The organism is Colwellia sp. 6M3, from assembly GCF_014077595.1.
Classification (GTDB): domain Bacteria; phylum Pseudomonadota; class Gammaproteobacteria; order Enterobacterales; family Alteromonadaceae; genus Cognaticolwellia.
The window spans coordinates 1-17,410 of record NZ_JACGWF010000086.1 but is presented as its reverse complement, the minus strand read 5'-3'; the positions used below and the strand labels follow the sequence as shown (position 1 = coordinate 17,410).

Annotated in this window: 16 protein-coding genes; 7 read left to right on the top strand and 9 right to left on the bottom strand. The window is 34.1% G+C overall.

Annotation, left to right across the window (positions count from 1 at the left end; genetic code table 11):
* Positions 1–177 precede the first annotated feature (177 nt).
* Entirely contained in the window at positions 178–927 is a 750-nt protein-coding gene (locus tag H4J50_RS15455) for a MauE/DoxX family redox-associated membrane protein (RefSeq protein ID WP_182257278.1), read from the bottom strand.
* A gap of 516 nt (positions 928–1,443) precedes the next feature.
* Here H4J50_RS15455 and H4J50_RS15450 point away from each other — a divergent pair.
* On the top strand, positions 1,444–2,472 hold the full coding sequence (locus H4J50_RS15450) for an endonuclease/exonuclease/phosphatase family protein (RefSeq protein ID WP_182257277.1): 1,029 nt from the start codon (positions 1,444–1,446) through the stop codon (positions 2,470–2,472).
* A gap of 44 nt (positions 2,473–2,516) precedes the next feature.
* Here H4J50_RS15450 and H4J50_RS15445 read toward each other — a convergent pair whose 3' ends face one another.
* Both H4J50_RS15445 and cls read right to left on the bottom strand, forming a co-directional pair.
* Entirely contained in the window at positions 2,517–3,275 is a 759-nt protein-coding gene (locus H4J50_RS15445; RefSeq protein WP_182257276.1) for an endonuclease/exonuclease/phosphatase family protein, read from the bottom strand.
* Between the two features lie 51 nt (positions 3,276–3,326).
* Positions 3,327–4,805 (bottom strand): cardiolipin synthase, encoded by a 1,479-nt coding sequence (gene cls / locus H4J50_RS15440; RefSeq protein WP_182257275.1) that lies wholly within the window; start codon positions 4,803–4,805, stop codon positions 3,327–3,329.
* A gap of 396 nt (positions 4,806–5,201) precedes the next feature.
* Between cls and H4J50_RS15435 the strand changes: the two genes are divergently transcribed.
* From H4J50_RS15435 to yghU, 4 genes are all read left to right on the top strand, one after another.
* On the top strand, positions 5,202–5,372 hold the full coding sequence (locus H4J50_RS15435) for a hypothetical protein (protein ID WP_182257274.1): 171 nt from the start codon (positions 5,202–5,204) through the stop codon (positions 5,370–5,372).
* 212 nt (positions 5,373–5,584) lie between these two features.
* Positions 5,585–6,652 carry a magnesium/cobalt transporter CorA gene (gene corA / locus H4J50_RS15430; RefSeq protein WP_182257273.1) on the top strand — a complete coding sequence of 356 codons (1,068 nt, stop codon included), beginning with the start codon at positions 5,585–5,587 and terminating at the stop codon, positions 6,650–6,652.
* 271 nt (positions 6,653–6,923) lie between these two features.
* The gene (locus tag H4J50_RS15425) at positions 6,924–8,165 is read left to right on the top strand and encodes a tyrosine-type recombinase/integrase (protein WP_182257279.1); all 1,242 of its coding nucleotides are present in this window, start codon (positions 6,924–6,926) and stop codon (positions 8,163–8,165) included.
* 207 nt (positions 8,166–8,372) lie between these two features.
* Positions 8,373–9,245 (top strand): glutathione-dependent disulfide-bond oxidoreductase, encoded by an 873-nt coding sequence (yghU, locus tag H4J50_RS15420; RefSeq protein ID WP_182257272.1) that lies wholly within the window; start codon positions 8,373–8,375, stop codon positions 9,243–9,245.
* Between the two features lie 112 nt (positions 9,246–9,357).
* Here yghU and H4J50_RS15415 read toward each other — a convergent pair whose 3' ends face one another.
* The 5 genes from H4J50_RS15415 to H4J50_RS15395 form a co-directional block, all read right to left on the bottom strand.
* Positions 9,358–10,569, bottom strand: coding sequence for an EAL and HDOD domain-containing protein (locus H4J50_RS15415; RefSeq protein ID WP_108457791.1), 1,212 nt, complete (start codon positions 10,567–10,569; stop codon positions 9,358–9,360).
* A 142-nt stretch (positions 10,570–10,711) separates the two neighbouring features.
* Positions 10,712–11,173 (bottom strand): hypothetical protein, encoded by a 462-nt coding sequence (locus tag H4J50_RS15410; protein WP_182257271.1) that lies wholly within the window; start codon positions 11,171–11,173, stop codon positions 10,712–10,714.
* Between the two features lie 68 nt (positions 11,174–11,241).
* Positions 11,242–12,441, bottom strand: coding sequence for an ectonucleotide pyrophosphatase/phosphodiesterase (locus H4J50_RS15405; protein WP_182257270.1), 1,200 nt, complete (start codon positions 12,439–12,441; stop codon positions 11,242–11,244).
* A gap of 155 nt (positions 12,442–12,596) precedes the next feature.
* Positions 12,597–13,160 (bottom strand): phosphoribosyltransferase, encoded by a 564-nt coding sequence (locus H4J50_RS15400; protein WP_108456105.1) that lies wholly within the window; start codon positions 13,158–13,160, stop codon positions 12,597–12,599.
* A 156-nt stretch (positions 13,161–13,316) separates the two neighbouring features.
* Positions 13,317–14,495, bottom strand: coding sequence for a tetratricopeptide repeat protein (locus H4J50_RS15395; RefSeq protein WP_182257269.1), 1,179 nt, complete (start codon positions 14,493–14,495; stop codon positions 13,317–13,319).
* Between the two features lie 226 nt (positions 14,496–14,721).
* On the opposite strand from H4J50_RS15395, the gene H4J50_RS15390 reads away from it, so the two are divergent.
* A complete protein-coding gene (locus tag H4J50_RS15390; protein ID WP_404842757.1) occupies positions 14,722–15,621 on the top strand; it encodes a hypothetical protein in 900 nt (299 codons plus the stop codon).
* A gap of 86 nt (positions 15,622–15,707) precedes the next feature.
* Here H4J50_RS15390 and H4J50_RS15385 read toward each other — a convergent pair whose 3' ends face one another.
* Positions 15,708–16,313, bottom strand: coding sequence for a glutathione S-transferase family protein (locus H4J50_RS15385; protein ID WP_182257267.1), 606 nt, complete (start codon positions 16,311–16,313; stop codon positions 15,708–15,710).
* Positions 16,314–16,412: 99 nt separating this feature from the next.
* Between H4J50_RS15385 and H4J50_RS15380 the strand changes: the two genes are divergently transcribed.
* Positions 16,413–17,183, top strand: coding sequence for a ferredoxin--NADP reductase (locus H4J50_RS15380; protein ID WP_182257266.1), 771 nt, complete (start codon positions 16,413–16,415; stop codon positions 17,181–17,183).
* Positions 17,184–17,410: the final 227 nt, after the last annotated feature.

The window sequence follows — 17,410 nt, the reverse complement described above, 5'->3', positions numbered from 1 at the left end:
GTATTAATTGATGGATTAGTTATAAAACCCTGATGATGTAATATGATTGTTTTGAAATGAAATGCTTTTTTGATGGGGCTTATGCAACGCAACTTATCTTAATTCGCTTTAGTAAAGAGCCCTCACTTACGTATAAAATGATTATAGAAGTGAGGGTGTTAGTTGTGTTTTATAGTGTTAGCTTGTTAAACCAAGTGCTTTACTTAACATCCATGCTCCACCTAAAATCATAAACAGGTTTTCGGTCAGAGATACAAAACCAAGAGGCACGTTACTGTCTCCGCCTACACAGGCACATTTAAGTTCCCGTTTATCAATATATACAGCCTTATACACTGACACAGCACCCACTGTACCAATAAATAAAGAAACCGGTCCAACAATAAAGCCAGATAATGCTGCTAGCATACCAATACCTGCAAAAGCTTCGGCAAATGGATAAATATAAGCATACCTGAGGTTACGCATTGCTAATAAATCGTATGTAATGAAAGAGTTAGAAAATCCGTATAAATCTTTCAACTTTTTAATCGCTAAAATGGTCATACTGAACGCAACAAAAAGCTCTATCACTTTTATAACACTGATGCTGTCGTTATTAGCGAAATTTGTTGCTAAGGCCATTAAAAAAGCAACCGCAAAAATGGCCAAAACAGGTGTGTAGGTAGTACCAGTTTTTTCAGCAGGAGACATATTAAAGTGCTCTCTTAGTGCGTCATGACCACCAATTTTTTTGCCTTCAATAAATGTTTGAGGTGTAGTTTCAACATCATGTTCAGCTTTAAATTTATCTGTTTCTTCTCGAGAAGATAATTTATGATCGTCTACTTCAAACCCTTGTCTTTCTAGTAAATCTTTAGAACGAAGCCCAAAAGGACAAATGTGTTCACTAGTATGCATTCTGTAAAGCGTTGCTGACTTCTTCATATTATTTTCCTTTTAGTTTTATATTAATTATATTTGGCTGAATTCTAGAACAGGGCTCGTTAATGCTTTTTGGTTTTTTTTATATGCTAAAACCATAGGCAGCTGAATATATAGGTAGCGATTAACTAAACTGTAATAAAAACTACGCCTCTTTGTTATATTGATTTATTATGATTAATTAAAACATGCTTAAGCAAAAGTAAAAAATTTACACCGTAGTCTGAAAAATTTACCGACAATAGCTAAAAATAATACGATTATTTAACGTTTACAGCATGTATAGGTTAATAGAGCAGAATGTATGCCAGAAATAGAAATTGAAGTTTTTGAGAGTTATGCAAAATATAACGATTAAAAATAACTTCTAAGTTCATTGAGGTATAATTCTCATTAATAATTTATAAGAGTTAATGTCACATCAGCCATTTAAGTGAAAAAGATACTATCAAAACAAAAACAGTTGATACCGCTTCAATATCAATTGAGAATGCTCAACTTTCAATTGCCACATTTAATTTGTTCAATTACCTTGAGCCGCCTAATGCATTTTATGAGTTTGAACGTATTTATAGTGCAGAGCAGTGGCATAAGAAACAAAGTTGGATAACAGAGTATTTACGCGAACATCAGCCTGATATTATAGGTTTTCAAGAGGTTTTTAGTACTGAGTCACTAAAGGCATTGGTGTTTGAACAAGGTTACGAATATTTTTCAGTGGTTGATCAACCTGTGGTTATTGATGATTTTATCTATAAAAGCCCCGTTGTAGCAATTGCTTCTCGTTTTCCCATTGTTGATACTCAAGCTGTAACACCAGACTCTGCATTAGCACAAACGTTAGGTTTAGCTGATGACTTTTCCTTCAGCAGACAGATAGTTAGAGCGACTATTGATGTACCTCATTTAGGTCCCTGTGATTGCTATGTAGTACATTTTAAATCCAAGCGATCTATGCTTGGTATAGAAGATGATAAAGTAAAGCGGTCGCCAGAAAAAAATATTATCGACAGTTTAAAGGCACAAGTTGCTGGTAGCTGGGGCTCAAGTATACAGCGTGGAAGCGAAGCAACGTTGTTAATGATGAGCATGATAGGGCGGCGAGAAGTTAGTAATAATCCAATGATATTAATGGGGGATTTTAATAATACACTTAACGATGGTATTTTAAGCCATTTGCTGACCAGCACACTTCGGTTCGTTTCTCCTATAGACCGAGACGCATATCTTGCTAAATATTGTTTAAATGATGCCTGGGATCTATGCCAAATGGCATTAACTAACGAAAGCTCTCAAGCTATTGAATCTAATAATGATAATGCTGATAAAAAAGTAACGCGTACCCCGACACATTACTTTGGAGCGAGCAGTTCAGTGCTTGATTACATATTATTATCATGTGAATTTGACGCGGGCTATCATGACAGTTTATATCAAGTAAGTGACTATAATACCTACGACAGACATTTAATTAACCCAATTTTTGAACGAGATGGCGAAAGCACAGATCACGGCATTGTGTTAATTACTTTAACGTTAAGGTCTTAATGGTTGTCGGTTTTACGTTTTAGCCGTAATCAATTTACTCATTTTTAAATATCCGTACTTAACGATAAGCTTATGGGAAAGTGATCAGAAGAGTGAATATCGGTATGTACGTGTGCATCAATTATCACCAGCCCACGGCAATAAATATGGTCAAGATGTTTAAATAGATGCTTTAGTCTTGGCTGACGAACGATTTTAACTTCTTCTAGTAAAAATATCGCAGCTAGGTTATTAAAATATTTTAATCTTTTGTTATTCCAGGTATTAAAATCACCTGCCAGTATTATCGGACCTTGATGATTATTAAGCGTATGAAATACTTGATCTAAGTGCGCTTTAAATTTTTCGAATGCAACAAAGTTGATAAGATGTGAGTTTACCACCAGTAATGACTGCCCTTTAATATTTAATGGGTATAAGGTTGCTAGCAACATTTTCTTTGTTTTTGATATCGGCTCACTGTGTTTTGATGCTGAAAAATAATGTTTTATTGCCGCAACCGTAGAGCCGGTTTTAACGCCAGTTACTATGTTAGTTTTTATACTTTTAAAACTACGCGCCATAATCCACTGATGTTGTGTTGATTTTTTAAAATGGCTGTCGAAAGGGGAATTAACAATAGCTTCTTGCAGAAGAATTAAATTTTTATCAGCTATCAATGTTATAAAATCATCCTGCCATCCCTTTTTTTTACATTTATAAACATTCCACAACAGTACTGTTATGTTTGGTCCTAGCAAGTGTTCTGAGGCACTGCCCATAATTTTCAGTGATTCAACGCTGCTATAACGGCTTTTAATCATGAAATGTTTTGGCCTTTAATAAGATGGCAGCTAAATTATTAATTAATAGCATTACAGATAGGGCGAAAATAATCGAAAAAAGTTATTACGTATTTTTTTGTAGGTAGCTAACCCTTTAATATCACTTTCTGTCACGGGTGTAGCATTTTGTTTTTTTGAGTTAAATAATTCTGTTAATTTTGTATTTAGCTCGGTATCAAAACATTCCAGATTAATTTCGAAGTTAAATTCAAGACTTCTGGCATCCCAGTTGGAAGAACCAACAAATGACCAAATGTCATCAATGAGCACAATTTTACTGTGGTCAAAGGGTCTGGTATTTTTATATATTTTTATACCGTGCTCTATAATTCTTGAGTAATTGGCTGCCATCACCCAGTCAACAAAAATAATGTTGCTGTATTCAGGTACAATAATTTCAACTGAAACGCCGCGCAATGCTGCAGCATGCAGTGACGTCATTAATGTTTGATCAGGGATGAAATAGGGCGTCATGATTTTTACACTTTTTTGTGCACTTACTAAGGCATTAATTAGGGTCCAGCGTATTCTATTATGATGTTCATCTGGACCGTCTTGAATAACGCGGGCAATTACAGTGTTATTACTTGTATGTTTATCTGCGCTCTGGCTTTTCTTAACATTATATTGAGGGAACTTAATTAACTCGTGGGTAGCAAAAAACCAATCTTCTATAAATACCTGACTGATCTGATCAATTACGGGCCCAGTCACTTTAAAGTGAACATCATCAATAGGGTGCTTTGATGATTTAATTATATTATTTTGGCTTACGTTCATACCACCAATATAAGCTACTTCACCATCTACGCAGAGAATTTTTCTGTGGTTCCTCAGGTTGATAAAACGAATACTAGTCAGTGAAATAGCAGGTAAGAAGCGGGCAGTTTTAACACCTAGTTTTTTTAACGCGCGGTCTGATTTATGCCAACTATAGCCAACACCAATACCATCGAGTAAAACGTTAACAATAACTCCTCGGTTATGTGCTTGTGCTAAAGCTTCAACAAATTGGCGTCCGAGTGAATCGTAATCAAAAATATAACTCGATAAAACGATATATCGCTTAGCACGATTAATAGATTGAATCATTTCTGGGTAAGCCATATCGCCATTAATGAGAGGGGCAATGGTATTATTTTCAAGATAATTAATGGGATGAATAGTATGTCCGGCGATAACAGCTGAATGCCAATTATTCGGTAGCCGGTGAAATTCAATAGGTCTTACTTTGTGATGTGACTTTTGTTTAAGCTTTTTCTTAAGTGTTTGCGGGTGTTTTTTTTGTGCTGAGCGTTTAATGCGATTTATACCAAACAACCAATAAAATAGGCTACCAACAACAGGAGAAAATACCACAAGGCCAATCCAGGCGAGAGATGTGCGCTCATTTTCTTTGAACAAAAGTACATGTACCGATGTCAGCAGAGATAAGCTAATATGGAAAATAACGATGATGGTTACCCAATGGATAATTATCCATTCAAGTAATGCTGTAAATATTTGCATAAAACCCAACTTTACTCATGAGTTGTAAATCAGCGGCTAAATAAATTATGGAAAACAAAAGTGCTTAAAGAATATTACGACAACATTACTACCTATCTAACAGTCACTTTAGGCAGTAACTTTTTATTCTTAATTATATTACTAACTACAATCGCTTCAATCGCGTATTTCATAGTGATAAGTTACATGATTACCCAATTGGATACACGATATTTTCTACGTAAAAACAGTGTACTTGAAAAGAACAGCCCTATAATGATGAGTAATAATAAAAGCGTTAGTAATAACGCGAATGAAACGACTCACATTTTCTCAATAAATAATATTGGCGTCAGCTTTATAGTTAATATAGTAAAAGTATTGTTTGGGGTATTATTGTTTGTTTGTGGACTTGCTATGTTAGTTCTACCTGGTCAAGGTTTAATCACCATGTTGATTGGACTGAGCTTGATCCCGTTTCCAGGTAAACACAAACTTGAGAAAAATATTCTAGCGCGTAAGTCTGTAAGATCTTCTCTTAATTGGATTCGCACTAAAGCCAAAAAAGATCCCTTTATTTTTGATTAAATCTGCCAGAATATACTGAATTGTAATTTTTTAGCCGATATAAGCTTAAATTATAGTAGAGTATTAATATGTGGCTTATAAAGAAAATTTCAGCCCAAGTAATTGAATATGCGTATGAAAACAGTAAAGTTCGAATGTTATTAATTACCTTATTTGATGCTTTTATAACAAAATATGGTATTGTTAGCCTTCACTAATATGAGAGTAAGTGAATGAAATTATTTAATAAACAATACAGCCAGCCGGGAACTAAACCCGGTACAATTTCTCAGTCTGATGTAGTTAATTATACCGTTAGTTTAATTGATTATAATAAAACAGATATTGAAGATCACACCGTTTTAGAGCTGGCTACCTGTCGAGATTTTATTGCTAACACTAATGTTACTTGGATACATGTTCAGGGAAATCCTTCTGCTGAGGCTATGATCACTCTGGCTAAGGGACTCAATATTCATGAGTTACATATTGAGGACATACTGAATAATGGTCAACGGCCTAAAGTTGAGCTTAATGAAGACCAAATATTTATCATATTAAATTTACCCCTAAGTGATAAAGGCGTGACTAAAATAGAACAAGTAAGTCTATTTATCACTAAAAATACACTTATCTCATTTTGTTCCGGTGCGTTTATGCCGTTCGAGAATGTTATCGATAGATTAATGGCTAATGTTGGTATAATCCGCAAACTACCTGCAGATTATCTGATGTACAGCCTGATAGACACTACTATAGATTATGGTTTTCCTCTCTTAGAAGCATATGCTGAAACCATTCAAACAATAGAAGATGAATTACTAAATACAAAGGACAGGGCGATTCTAACTCGGATACATGCACTGAGAAAAGAAGTGCTATTAGTTCGGCGTCGCATATGGCCACATCGAGATCTTATTGGCGATATATTACGAGAGGAAGAAAATTCGGTCATATCTAAGAACACAATACTGCACATGAAGGATTGTTACGATCATGTTGAGTCAATTAAAGATACGCTTGAGTCTTACCATGAAATGACTCAAGGACTCATGGAGTTCTATTTAACGAGTGTTAATTTAAAGTTAAATGACGTTATTAAATTTTTGACCATATTTACCACGGTATTTATACCGCCAACTTTTATAGTTGGTGTGTACGGCATGAACTTTGATTCAAGCATAAGCCCATTTAACATGCCAGAACTAGGTTGGAAATATGGCTATTTAGGGGTATTAGGACTTATGGCAATTTCAATTACTGGTATGTTGATGTTTTTTAAGAAACGGCGATGGATATAGCCTTGATATTATATTTTAAACACATCAGGTGTTAATTGATGATCGGTTATCTTATAGCGTTTATTTTACTTAGAAAAAACACCTATAAGCTTTCTTCTAAATTTACTGATTATAAGGTCAATTTTAAAATTTACTTTCTGCCAGTGATTACGAGACAACAACACAAAGCATTCACACACCCCACTATGTCCGATACTCTTCAGTATTGGACATAGTGGGTAGGATGCTTTAAACTGGCTCATATATACATCTTATACTTGGTATTCAAATAATAATGTTAAATAAGCCTGTACCTTTATATCCGCCATATTTAGATTTGTGTGACTTTGATTTAGAAGATTATCCTGAGCTGGATAAAATATTTTCAGCAAATGAAGCCTGGTGGCTTGAACAGTTTAATTGGGGCAAACAATTTCTTACTTATATTGGTAGGAACAAATCGCTACATACTTATGACAGATTTAGAAATGATGTTGAGCGTTTTTTACTTTGGGCATTTATTGAAAAGAAAAAACCTATAGACCAATTGCGTAAATCTGACTTACTGGAATACGCTGACTTTTGTTGGCAGCCACCAGTAACTTGGATTGGTACGTCAAATCAAGAACGCTTCAAATTATCAAATGGATATTCTTCAGCTAATGAACATTGGTTTCCATATAAGATTCAAGCGCCAAAAAGTCAAAAATCTCAATATGTTGTTGATAAGAAAAAATATCGTCCATCACAACAAACGCTTTCATCAATGTTTACCGCCATTATTGTTTTCTATAATTACTTAATGGCTGAAGATTTTTGTATTGGTAACCCCGCACAAATAGCAAAAAAAGATTGTCGTCACTTTATTATTGATTCACAAGTTAAAGAAATTAAGCGTTTAACGTCGAGTCAATGGCAATATGTATTAGATACCGCAGTTGAAATGGCTGATGAAAACCCCATTTTTGAACGAAACTTATTTGTTATTGCTTCCCTTAAAACACTTTTTCTTAGGATTTCAGAGTTATCTGAACGCGTTAATTGGTCGCCCACTATGGGTCATTTTTGGCAAGATGACGATGAAAATTGGTGGTTAAAGGTGTTTGGTAAAAGCCGTAAACTTCGTGATATTACTGTACCTGTTGATTTTTTACCTTTTTTAGAGCGCTACCGCTTATCCCGTGGATTATTAGGCCTACCATCAAGTAATGAAAATGCTATTTTAGTGGAGAAAGTACGTGGTCAAGGCGGTATGACATCACGACATTTGCGCCGGTTAGTTCAAAATGTTTTCGATCAAGCACATGAAAACATGCGTGTTTCTGAAGGTGAAAATAAAGCACTTAAGCTTAAAGAAGCTACCGCACATTGGTTAAGACATACAGGAGCAAGTATGGAAATCGAACGTGGGCGCCCTCTCAAAGACATTTCAGAAGATTTGGGACATGCAAGTATGGCAACTACTGACACGGTATACGTGCAAAGTGAGAACAAAAAACGTGCTGAAAGTGGCAAGCGTCGTAAGGTCGATTAATCATTTATTACCCGCATGTTTTTGATTATTAATAATTAAAGTCATAGCGTTTTGATTCATAACTATATTTCTTTATATATTGCCTTATATTTTATTTGCATTGATTATGAATTAAAAACTTCTGAATTTTGACATACACATCATTGTTTTATTAGTAGCCTTAGCATACTGTATAAATGATATATTTAGATATAAATTGGAGTAAACATGAGTAATGAAAATTCATATATCCCACCAAAGGTTTGGCAGTGGGATACCAGTAACGGTGGAAATTGGGCCAGTATAAATCGTCCAATAGCTGGAGCAACACATGAGAAAACATTAAACAAAGGTAAGCACCCTTTTCAGTTATATTCTCTGGCTACTCCTAATGGTGTCAAAGTTACTGTCATGCTTGAAGAGTTGCTAGAACTTGGGTTTGAAGCAGCTGAATACGATGCCTATTTAATAGATATTAGTAAAGGTGATCAATTTAGTAGTGGGTTTGTTGAGATCAATCCTAATTCTAAAATTCCCGCTTTATTAGATGTTAGCAATGAGCAAACTACACGTTTGTTTGAGTCAGGTTCAATTCTATTTTATCTCGCTGAGAAGTTTAATACTTTCTTACCAAGCGATAGTAAAAAGGCAGAGTGTATGTCTTGGTTGTTTTGGCAAATGGGCAGCGCGCCATATCTTGGTGGTGGTTTTGGTCATTTTTATGCTTATGCTCCGGATAAAATAGAATATTGTATCGATAGATTTTCGATGGAAGTTAAACGTCAACTTGATGTGCTAGATAAACATTTAGAAAATAATAATTACATGTGTGGTGACGAGTACACTATTGCAGATATTGCTATTTGGCCTTGGTATGGTGCGCTTGCTTTAAATCGTTTGTATGATGCCGCTGAATTTTTAGACTTAGTATCCTATAAGAATGTGATGCGTTGGGCTAAAGAAATTGACAAACGCCCTGCTGTAAAACGTGGTGTTATGGTTAACAAAACATGGGGTGAGTTATCAACGCAATTACATGAAAGACACGATGCAAGTGACTTTATTACACAAACACAAGATAAGTTAACTAAAGAAGAGTAAAAATCATTTTATATAATTGTAATTATATAAAAAAGAATGCATAAAAAAAGAACGTATATTAATACGCTCTTATCAACCATACAAAAATTAACTAATTAGTAATCACTAGTTATTAAATACCTAATGACTTACACCAGTTACTGGCATTAACAAACTCTTTATGAATAAAGTTTGCATCAAGTTGATATAAATCAGTTAGTTGCTGGATATTTTCACCATTGCCTGTAATGTAGTTAGTTGTTAAATCTAACAACTCACCTAATAAACCGCTATGGTTGACTAAGGCGTCTACTATCGGTTGCGCTAATGGCATGGTTTTTACGATTTCATCAATTGGCATACTTAAAATCACTTCAATTGAACTTAGTAAGCCGGTTATAAATGCAAAGTCTTTAATTTCCATAAACGCACTTTCTGAAGCCAGTGTTGCCATTAATCTTGCCGTGATCAGTGACTGTTTAGAAATTTCGGTAAACTTACTCGTTGTAAGTTTTGAAAGCGCAAGTATGGTAACAAACTGCTTAAGTTTATCTTCACCTAAGTACGCAGCTGCTTGTTTTAATGAGGTAATTTCAATACGTGTGCCTGTCGCCACGTTATTTACTAACTTGAGCAAACCAAGTGTTAAGTTTACATCGTGACCAATAATTTCGGCAATATGATCAAAATCTAATGGTTTGTTAAAAGTCTCACTAATTAAGTGCAACATTTGTGACTTTATTGGGGCTAATGTTTGCCCTTCTATAATTTCAGGCTCATGATAGAAAAAACCTTGATAGTAATCAAAACCAACTTCAGCCAAAGACTGTAATTGATAGTTAGTTTCAACTTTCTCTGCAATTAGCTTGATATTGAAGGGTTTTATACGTTCAACTATTGGGCGAATACGTTTAGCATTTGTAACTTCTGTATCTATTTTTATCATCGCAATATACGGGAATAATACATCCCACTTTACGTCTAAATCATACTCAGATAACGCAACTTGATAGCCTTTATCATGATAATACTTAACAATTTTTAGTAAACGCTGAGTCGCTGATTGGTGCCCAACTAGTTCGATAACGATACTGGCTTTATCGAACATGAGTGGATACTTGTTTATTAAGCATTTTTCAGTGAAATTAATAAAAGCTAATTTACCTAAACTAACAGACTGAATATCGCCTTGAAAATGGTTTTGTATGATCAGTTTAGAACTAGCAATATCTTGATCAATTTCTGGAAATTTATTATTTGGACTATCTCTAAAGAGGAGTTCGTAACCAACCGTTTGATGATTTCTGTCGAGTATAGCCTGACGGGCGATATAACTTATTTTCATAGGAAGATTATTAATATAATTATTGTATTTAAAACATACCTTATTATGCATGTTATTGAAAAGCTATTTAAGTGATAATTTACAAGTTTATGATTTTAATAGGCTGTGAACGAATAATGTGTGATCAAACACACAACTATCATCACTCAGACAGTGTTATCACATGTTTATTAATTTTTAACGTGAGTAAATCGCCATAATGAATATCTTCTATATAAGGAGCTAATATTTCAAGTTGGTTTAAGGGCTGCTGATGTTCAGTTTTAGTGTCAAGTTGTGGTTGATATATAAGCGCTGAAATTTCGGTATATTCTTTTAATAGAATACATCGGCAAAATTTAAAATCTTCTGCTGGTATATCGTCATGCCATTTAACTTGTTTAAAAAAGTAATCATGGTGGTTTAATGTTATTGATCTACTATTAAACTCTGCATTTATGGTAGCTGGATAAAACTCACTAATATCTAAACCTAGCGCTTTAAAGTGTGAAACTTGGGCATTAATTGTTCCAAAAGGAAATCTAGAATCGTTTGCACTACCTGATGCTACTTGGTGCCCTTTTACAACAGTAAAGTTGAATAGCTCCATTTTTGACGTTTGCATATCATAATCCTGATTTTAATAACTCAAAGTCTAAAGTTAGCCACATGCTTTGCTAGAAACTAATAGCATCATTTGACAATTTTAGATGCTATATCGTAGTTACCATCAATGTTTTTAACATCAATCAATCCAAGTGCTCGGCTTAAAATAGGAAGTACATGGATATTTTCGAATGCTTCAATTTTTTTATTTTTTGAAAATGCAGGACCCGTTGCAATAAAAATGGCGTCGAGATCACGATACAGTTTAGCGTCATAACCATGAGTTTCAGCTTTAACACGTAAATCTTCTTTATTAAAAATATACGAAGGTGAAGCTTCTATAATTGCGTTAGGTACAGAGTCTGTTTCTCGGTTTAATTGCCAATGCGTTGGAAAATTTGGATATTGATATACTCGATATTGAGTTTGTTCGGTATCTGAATGATTGCTTTTAAATAAGTTAATACTGCGCTGTAATTGGTCATCATTATCACTATATAAATATAGCTGTGTTGAACCATTTATGGCTTTAACACCGTCAACGATATTATGTTGCCAATCTATAATATGGTGCTTATCTATTTTAGTCATTCCATGATCTGAGACTATAACTAAGTTAACTTGACCATTAAATTCTTGCTCAATTTGTTTAACAAAACTTGACAGTAAATGGTCAAGTTCATCAATTGCATTGATTAACTGTGGTGAGTTTTCACCAAACTCGTGACCTGCATCATCCACACTGGCAAAATATCCGGTAATAAAATTCGGGCGTTCTGACTCGGGTAAACGTAACCAGTTAAGTATTTGGTCAAGGCGTTGCTCATTAGGGGTAAAATGTTTATAGGGATAATAATAGCTGGCTGTTTTATTATTTATGGGTGTTTCTGACTCAGGCCAAAAATAAACCGCTGATTTATTGCCCTGCATTTCATTAATATGCCATAGCGGATCAGCACTTAACCAACGGGTATCGTTTTTACCATCACCCAAATTGTAAGCCTTATCAATTTTTCGATGATAAAAATTGTTATGAACAATGCCATGATTAATCGGATAACGTCCGGTTATAATACTTAAATGGTTAGGAAAGGTTTTACTTGGATAAACGGGTAAAAGCGCTTTTGCACTGGTTCCCTGCTCAATAAGTTTTATTAATGTTTGTGGGTGATATTGCGATATATAACGTTGAGCAAATCCGTCAATTGATAATAGTACTAAAGGCGTTTTAGCAAAACTAACTGATGATGTTAAACAACAAACTAATAAACTAATTTTTAAATACACTAGTAAAACCTAAATTAAATTAACCTTATAAAATCTAACTTAATTTATTCATTACTTTTTTACAAGTGAGCAATATTGAAGTGTTAAAATAAACGAGGAAAATAACTAATATAAGAGTGCTCTTACATTAGTTATTGTATTGCAGTTGTCTTGTTTTATTTCTCTACAAATAAATCTAATATATTGACTAAATCTTTTTTACCGTTTGTAATTTCGTCAGGTGTTAAACCAGATAACTCATGTGGGAATACCAACCAGTCCTTTGATTCGTGCACATAATAATCCGGTACTAAGTCTACTTTAGAATTTGTTGGTTTATACCAAGGACAAGCAATTCTGACATCTTTTGGCATGTTATTACGCGTTAGCTTTTTCATTTGTGTTATTAACGCTTCAATACTGCGACCAGAGTCAAAAACATCATCAACAATTAACAACCCGTCATCAGCATTCGCATTTTCAATAATATAATGTAAACCGTGAACTTTGATCTCTTTGCTTTGCTGATTAATGCCATAATATGAAGACGTTCGCACTGCTATGTGATCAGTTTCAACTTTTTTAAAGTCAAAATACTCTTGAACTGCGATACCAATTGGTGCACCGCCACGCCAAATACCTACAATAAACTGTGGTCTAAAACCGTCTTCGAAAACTTTCGCTGCAACACGAAACGAATCTTCAAGTAACTCTTGCGCCGTTATAAATCGCTTTTCCATTGATGAGTTAGCCTCTTTTAATTAATGTTAACTATGAACATTATAACGCTTTTTTTTATCCTGAGTAGCCCTGTTAAATATTTTATATTTAACAGCTCATTTAACAATCACAAAGCCCATAAATTTTAAGCACTATTAATTCGAACTTATCCAACATTAATATGCTTGTTTTAATATATTAAGTTTTACGAGATATTGTTTATCAAGTTGTGGCACTTTATTTTTAGCAATCGCCTTTTTGATATACATTTGAGCCTTTACCTTATCATCAAGCATATAATGTACTTTAGCTAAGCCGAAATAGAACTCGTGGATTGTACTATTAAGCCTTATCGCTTTTTTATAGTGATTTATTGCCTGCTGGTAATAACCTTTATGAAACTTTTCATCTCCAAGTAATGCATAGTAGTAAGGATTCACAGCTCGTTTACGCATGATATGAATGTCGATTAACTTAGCTTCTTCATATGCACCATTATTGTGTAAAAGTTTACTTAAATTCTCCATTGCCGTTAAATTATTAGAATTTAAATAAATGGCATGTCGGTAGGTTGCCATTGCACTTTCTTCTAAGCCGTTTAATCGGTAAAGAATACCTAAGTTACCCCAAGCAGAGGAAAACTTAGGATCAATTGTAATTGCTTGTTTTAGATAGGCATAAGCTAATAAGTAATGACCGTTTATGAGTGCTGTTGCACCTTTATTATTGTAAAACATGGAAACAACAGTGTTTTTATTAATTTGGTGTTTAGGGAATACCTTTTTCTTAACATAAGGGTCAAAATCAATTTCAATATTTTTTCTGTCAAAATACAATAAGGTATTAGGTGACTTTGGTTGTAATACCGATAAGTTTATATGCCCTGTTAGCATGCTAGCCTCACCATTGCGTACCCAATATTCAGGCACATCAATACTTTGAAATGCAACGTTTAACTTTGCTTCTTTGGCGATAGCATAGGCCATTATGGTTAAAGATAAGCAATTAGCTTCTTTATTTCTAAATGCCTGGGCAGCGATTACATTAGCACCTGACTTATAAGCTAAATTGATATTTTCAGGACTAAAAAATTGTTTGATCAACTGAGTGGCTTTTGTGTGTGGATCACGCAGTAAGCTAATATTTTTTGCCATGAGTTTCATCTCTCCACTTAAGGCAAAAATATCATTTTCAGTTTCAATAGGAATCAATTTAAAACCTTTAAATTGATTGTCTTCATTAACTTGCATGCGCAGGTTTTCAGCGGAATTACTTTGATATAATTGGGTGGACTGGCAAGCAGATAAACACAAAACAATTATAACTATAATCGAGTATTTAAGTGATATTTTCATATGTACCCCAAATAAATCTATAACTTATCCTTTTATAAGCATATACAATATCGGCTAAAATAGCTCATTTAATAGCCACCACTGAGTATGAAACACACTCTACAATCAACTATATAGCTGAGTATCATTGCTAGCTAAATTATTTATTTACAAAATCAAACAGTAATTTTTTCAGTTCCCTGTTATGCTTCGCGCAAATTAAATCGTTAAATTTTATGGCTTTAAAATTATGAAAAAAACACTCGCCGGATTTTTCACCGGAAGTGCCATTGCAGTTGTCATAATAATAGCGACCAATAGCTATAAACTGTATAAGAATAAGTCTGCAACGATAGATCCTCAACTTAAAGAAATATCGGGTATAGAGTTTGATAAAAGTAGAAATCTTTGGGCAATCAACGATGGCGGAGATGATGCGAAGTTATACCAGATTAACAATAAAGGCAGCATTGAAAAAACTATTACCGTAACTAATGCTAAAAATATTGATTGGGAAGATATGACACAAGATGATTTTGGTCACTTCTTTTTAGGCGATTTTGGCAATAATGATAATCTACGAAAATGGTTAACAATTTATAAAATTGAAAATCCTATCGATATTAAAGGTGATGTAACAGAAGCTGAAATTATAAAATTCAAATACCCTGAACATGTTAATTTCCCGCCAAAGCCCAGTGAAATGGAATTTGATGTTGAAGCTTTCGTATTTTATAAAAGACATTTATATCTTTTTACTAAAAATCGCATGGTGCCTTTTAATGGCATAACCAACTTGTATAAAATTGGTGATCATGCGGCTAATTATGATGCAAAAAAAATAAGTAAATTTAAAACATGTACGCTGGCAATAAAGCTTTGTTGGATCACTTCCGCTGCATTAAGCCCAAACAAGAAAAGATTAGCGCTGTTAGACTCACAACGCATTTGGTTGTTCGAAAACTGGCAAGGAGATGACTTTTTTTCGGGTGATAAATATCGCATTGATTTAGGCATAGTTACTCAAAAAGAAGCGATTACCTTTGTAGATGAAGAAACCATTATTTTTACCGATGAAGAATTTCATGGTATTGGTAGAAATATTTATGAGATAAATCTGAATAACGTAACGAAGAATAAGCTTTAAATATCAACCAATAGGCTATTGAATAAGCCAATGGCCTATTGGGTGAATTGATAAGTTATATGATAAAAGTGGCAGACCCCTTTCGACTAATTAACATTTTCCATTGATATAAAACCGTCTTGTTGCTTAACCCTAGCAAGCCAAGCATTAATTGCAGGAAAGCTGGTTAAATCAAAGCCCCCTTCATTCGCAACATGCGTGTAAGCAAATAATGATATATCAGCTGTCGAGAGATGATCGCCAATTAAATATTGAGTGCTCTCTAGTTGACGCTCCATAACTGTTAAGGCTTTGTAGCCCCCATCTTGCTTAGATAGATATTCTTTGCGTCTGTTGTCTGGCAAGCCGAGATACTTTTCTATAAAACGTGCAACTGCAATATAAGGCTCGTGACTATATTGTTCAAAAAATTGCCATTGTTGCACTTGTGCTAATAAGAAAGGATCAGTCGGTAATAATGAACTCCCGTGTGCTAAATAATTAATGATGGCATTGGACTCTATTAAACATCGGCCATCATCTAACTCTAACAAAGGAATTTTCCCACTTTTACTTTTATTAAGAAAACTTGGGGTACTATTCTCACCTTTGAGAATATTTATAGGTTGCCATTGGTGTTTAATATCTAATAAAGCACACGTGAGTTGTACCTTATAACAGTTACCTGATTGACTATCGCCATAAACCTTCAACAGAATCTCCTTAATTTGTAAAAATGTTATGTAAAATAATGCACTAGTTCTATAGTTAACCATATAAATGTCGTTATTTAAAATATTAAGGTCTCCAACATGTTAACGCTAAATGGCTTTGTTAAGGGTGAAGTAACAAATTATAAGCAATGGACTGATAATGAATTTTCTATCACGGTTAAGGCCGACATTGGTCCTTACGTAGCTGGCCAATTTACTAAACTAGCCCTTCAAGATGAAAATGGCGAGTGGCTCAGGCGTGCGTATTCTTTCGTTAATTCTCCAAATCATGCGCTTGGTCGACAATGTATGGAGTTTCTCATTATTGATGTGCCCAATGGGGGCTTAAGTCCAAAACTTGCAAAAGTAAATATAGGTGACGATATTTATGTTGGGGACAAACCTAGCGGTTTCATGACGCTGGCTGAAATCCCTACAAACGCTACCAATTTATGGTTACTTTCAACAGGCACAGCTATTGGACCTTTTTTATCAATACTAGGAGAAAGTGAAACACAACAAAGGTTTGAAAAAATAATATTAGTGCACGCTGTTAGAACTAAACAAGAACTCGTTTATCAAGCTTTAATCGAAAAACTCTTGCACCAATATAACGGTAAATTATTATATTTACCGATTGTTTCTCGCGAGCAACACCCCGGAATAATGTCAGGAAGAATTCCGCAATTATTAAAAGATAGTAGCCTTATGAATACCGTTAAGATATCACCAAACAAGCAAAATAGTTTTTTCTATTTATGCGGTAACCCAGCGATGGTTCACGATACTAGAGATGTTTTAATTGAGTTAGGATTTGAAAAACATTTAAGACGTTCACCAGGACATTTTAGTTTTGAAAATTACTGGTAGAAGTACCATTAATAAGTATTAAAAAATCACTTTATTATTAATTCATTCACTTATTTCTCTACTATTTATTTCAATAAATTCACTCAAATACCAATCAAAACTCAGGTAGAATTTTGTAAAAAACATTCAAAATTACCTATAAATTTATCATTATAATCCCCCTTATTATCTACATCATTTATGCTCCTTGCGTGCTCACTTTTAATGAATTTATAACGATGTATTAC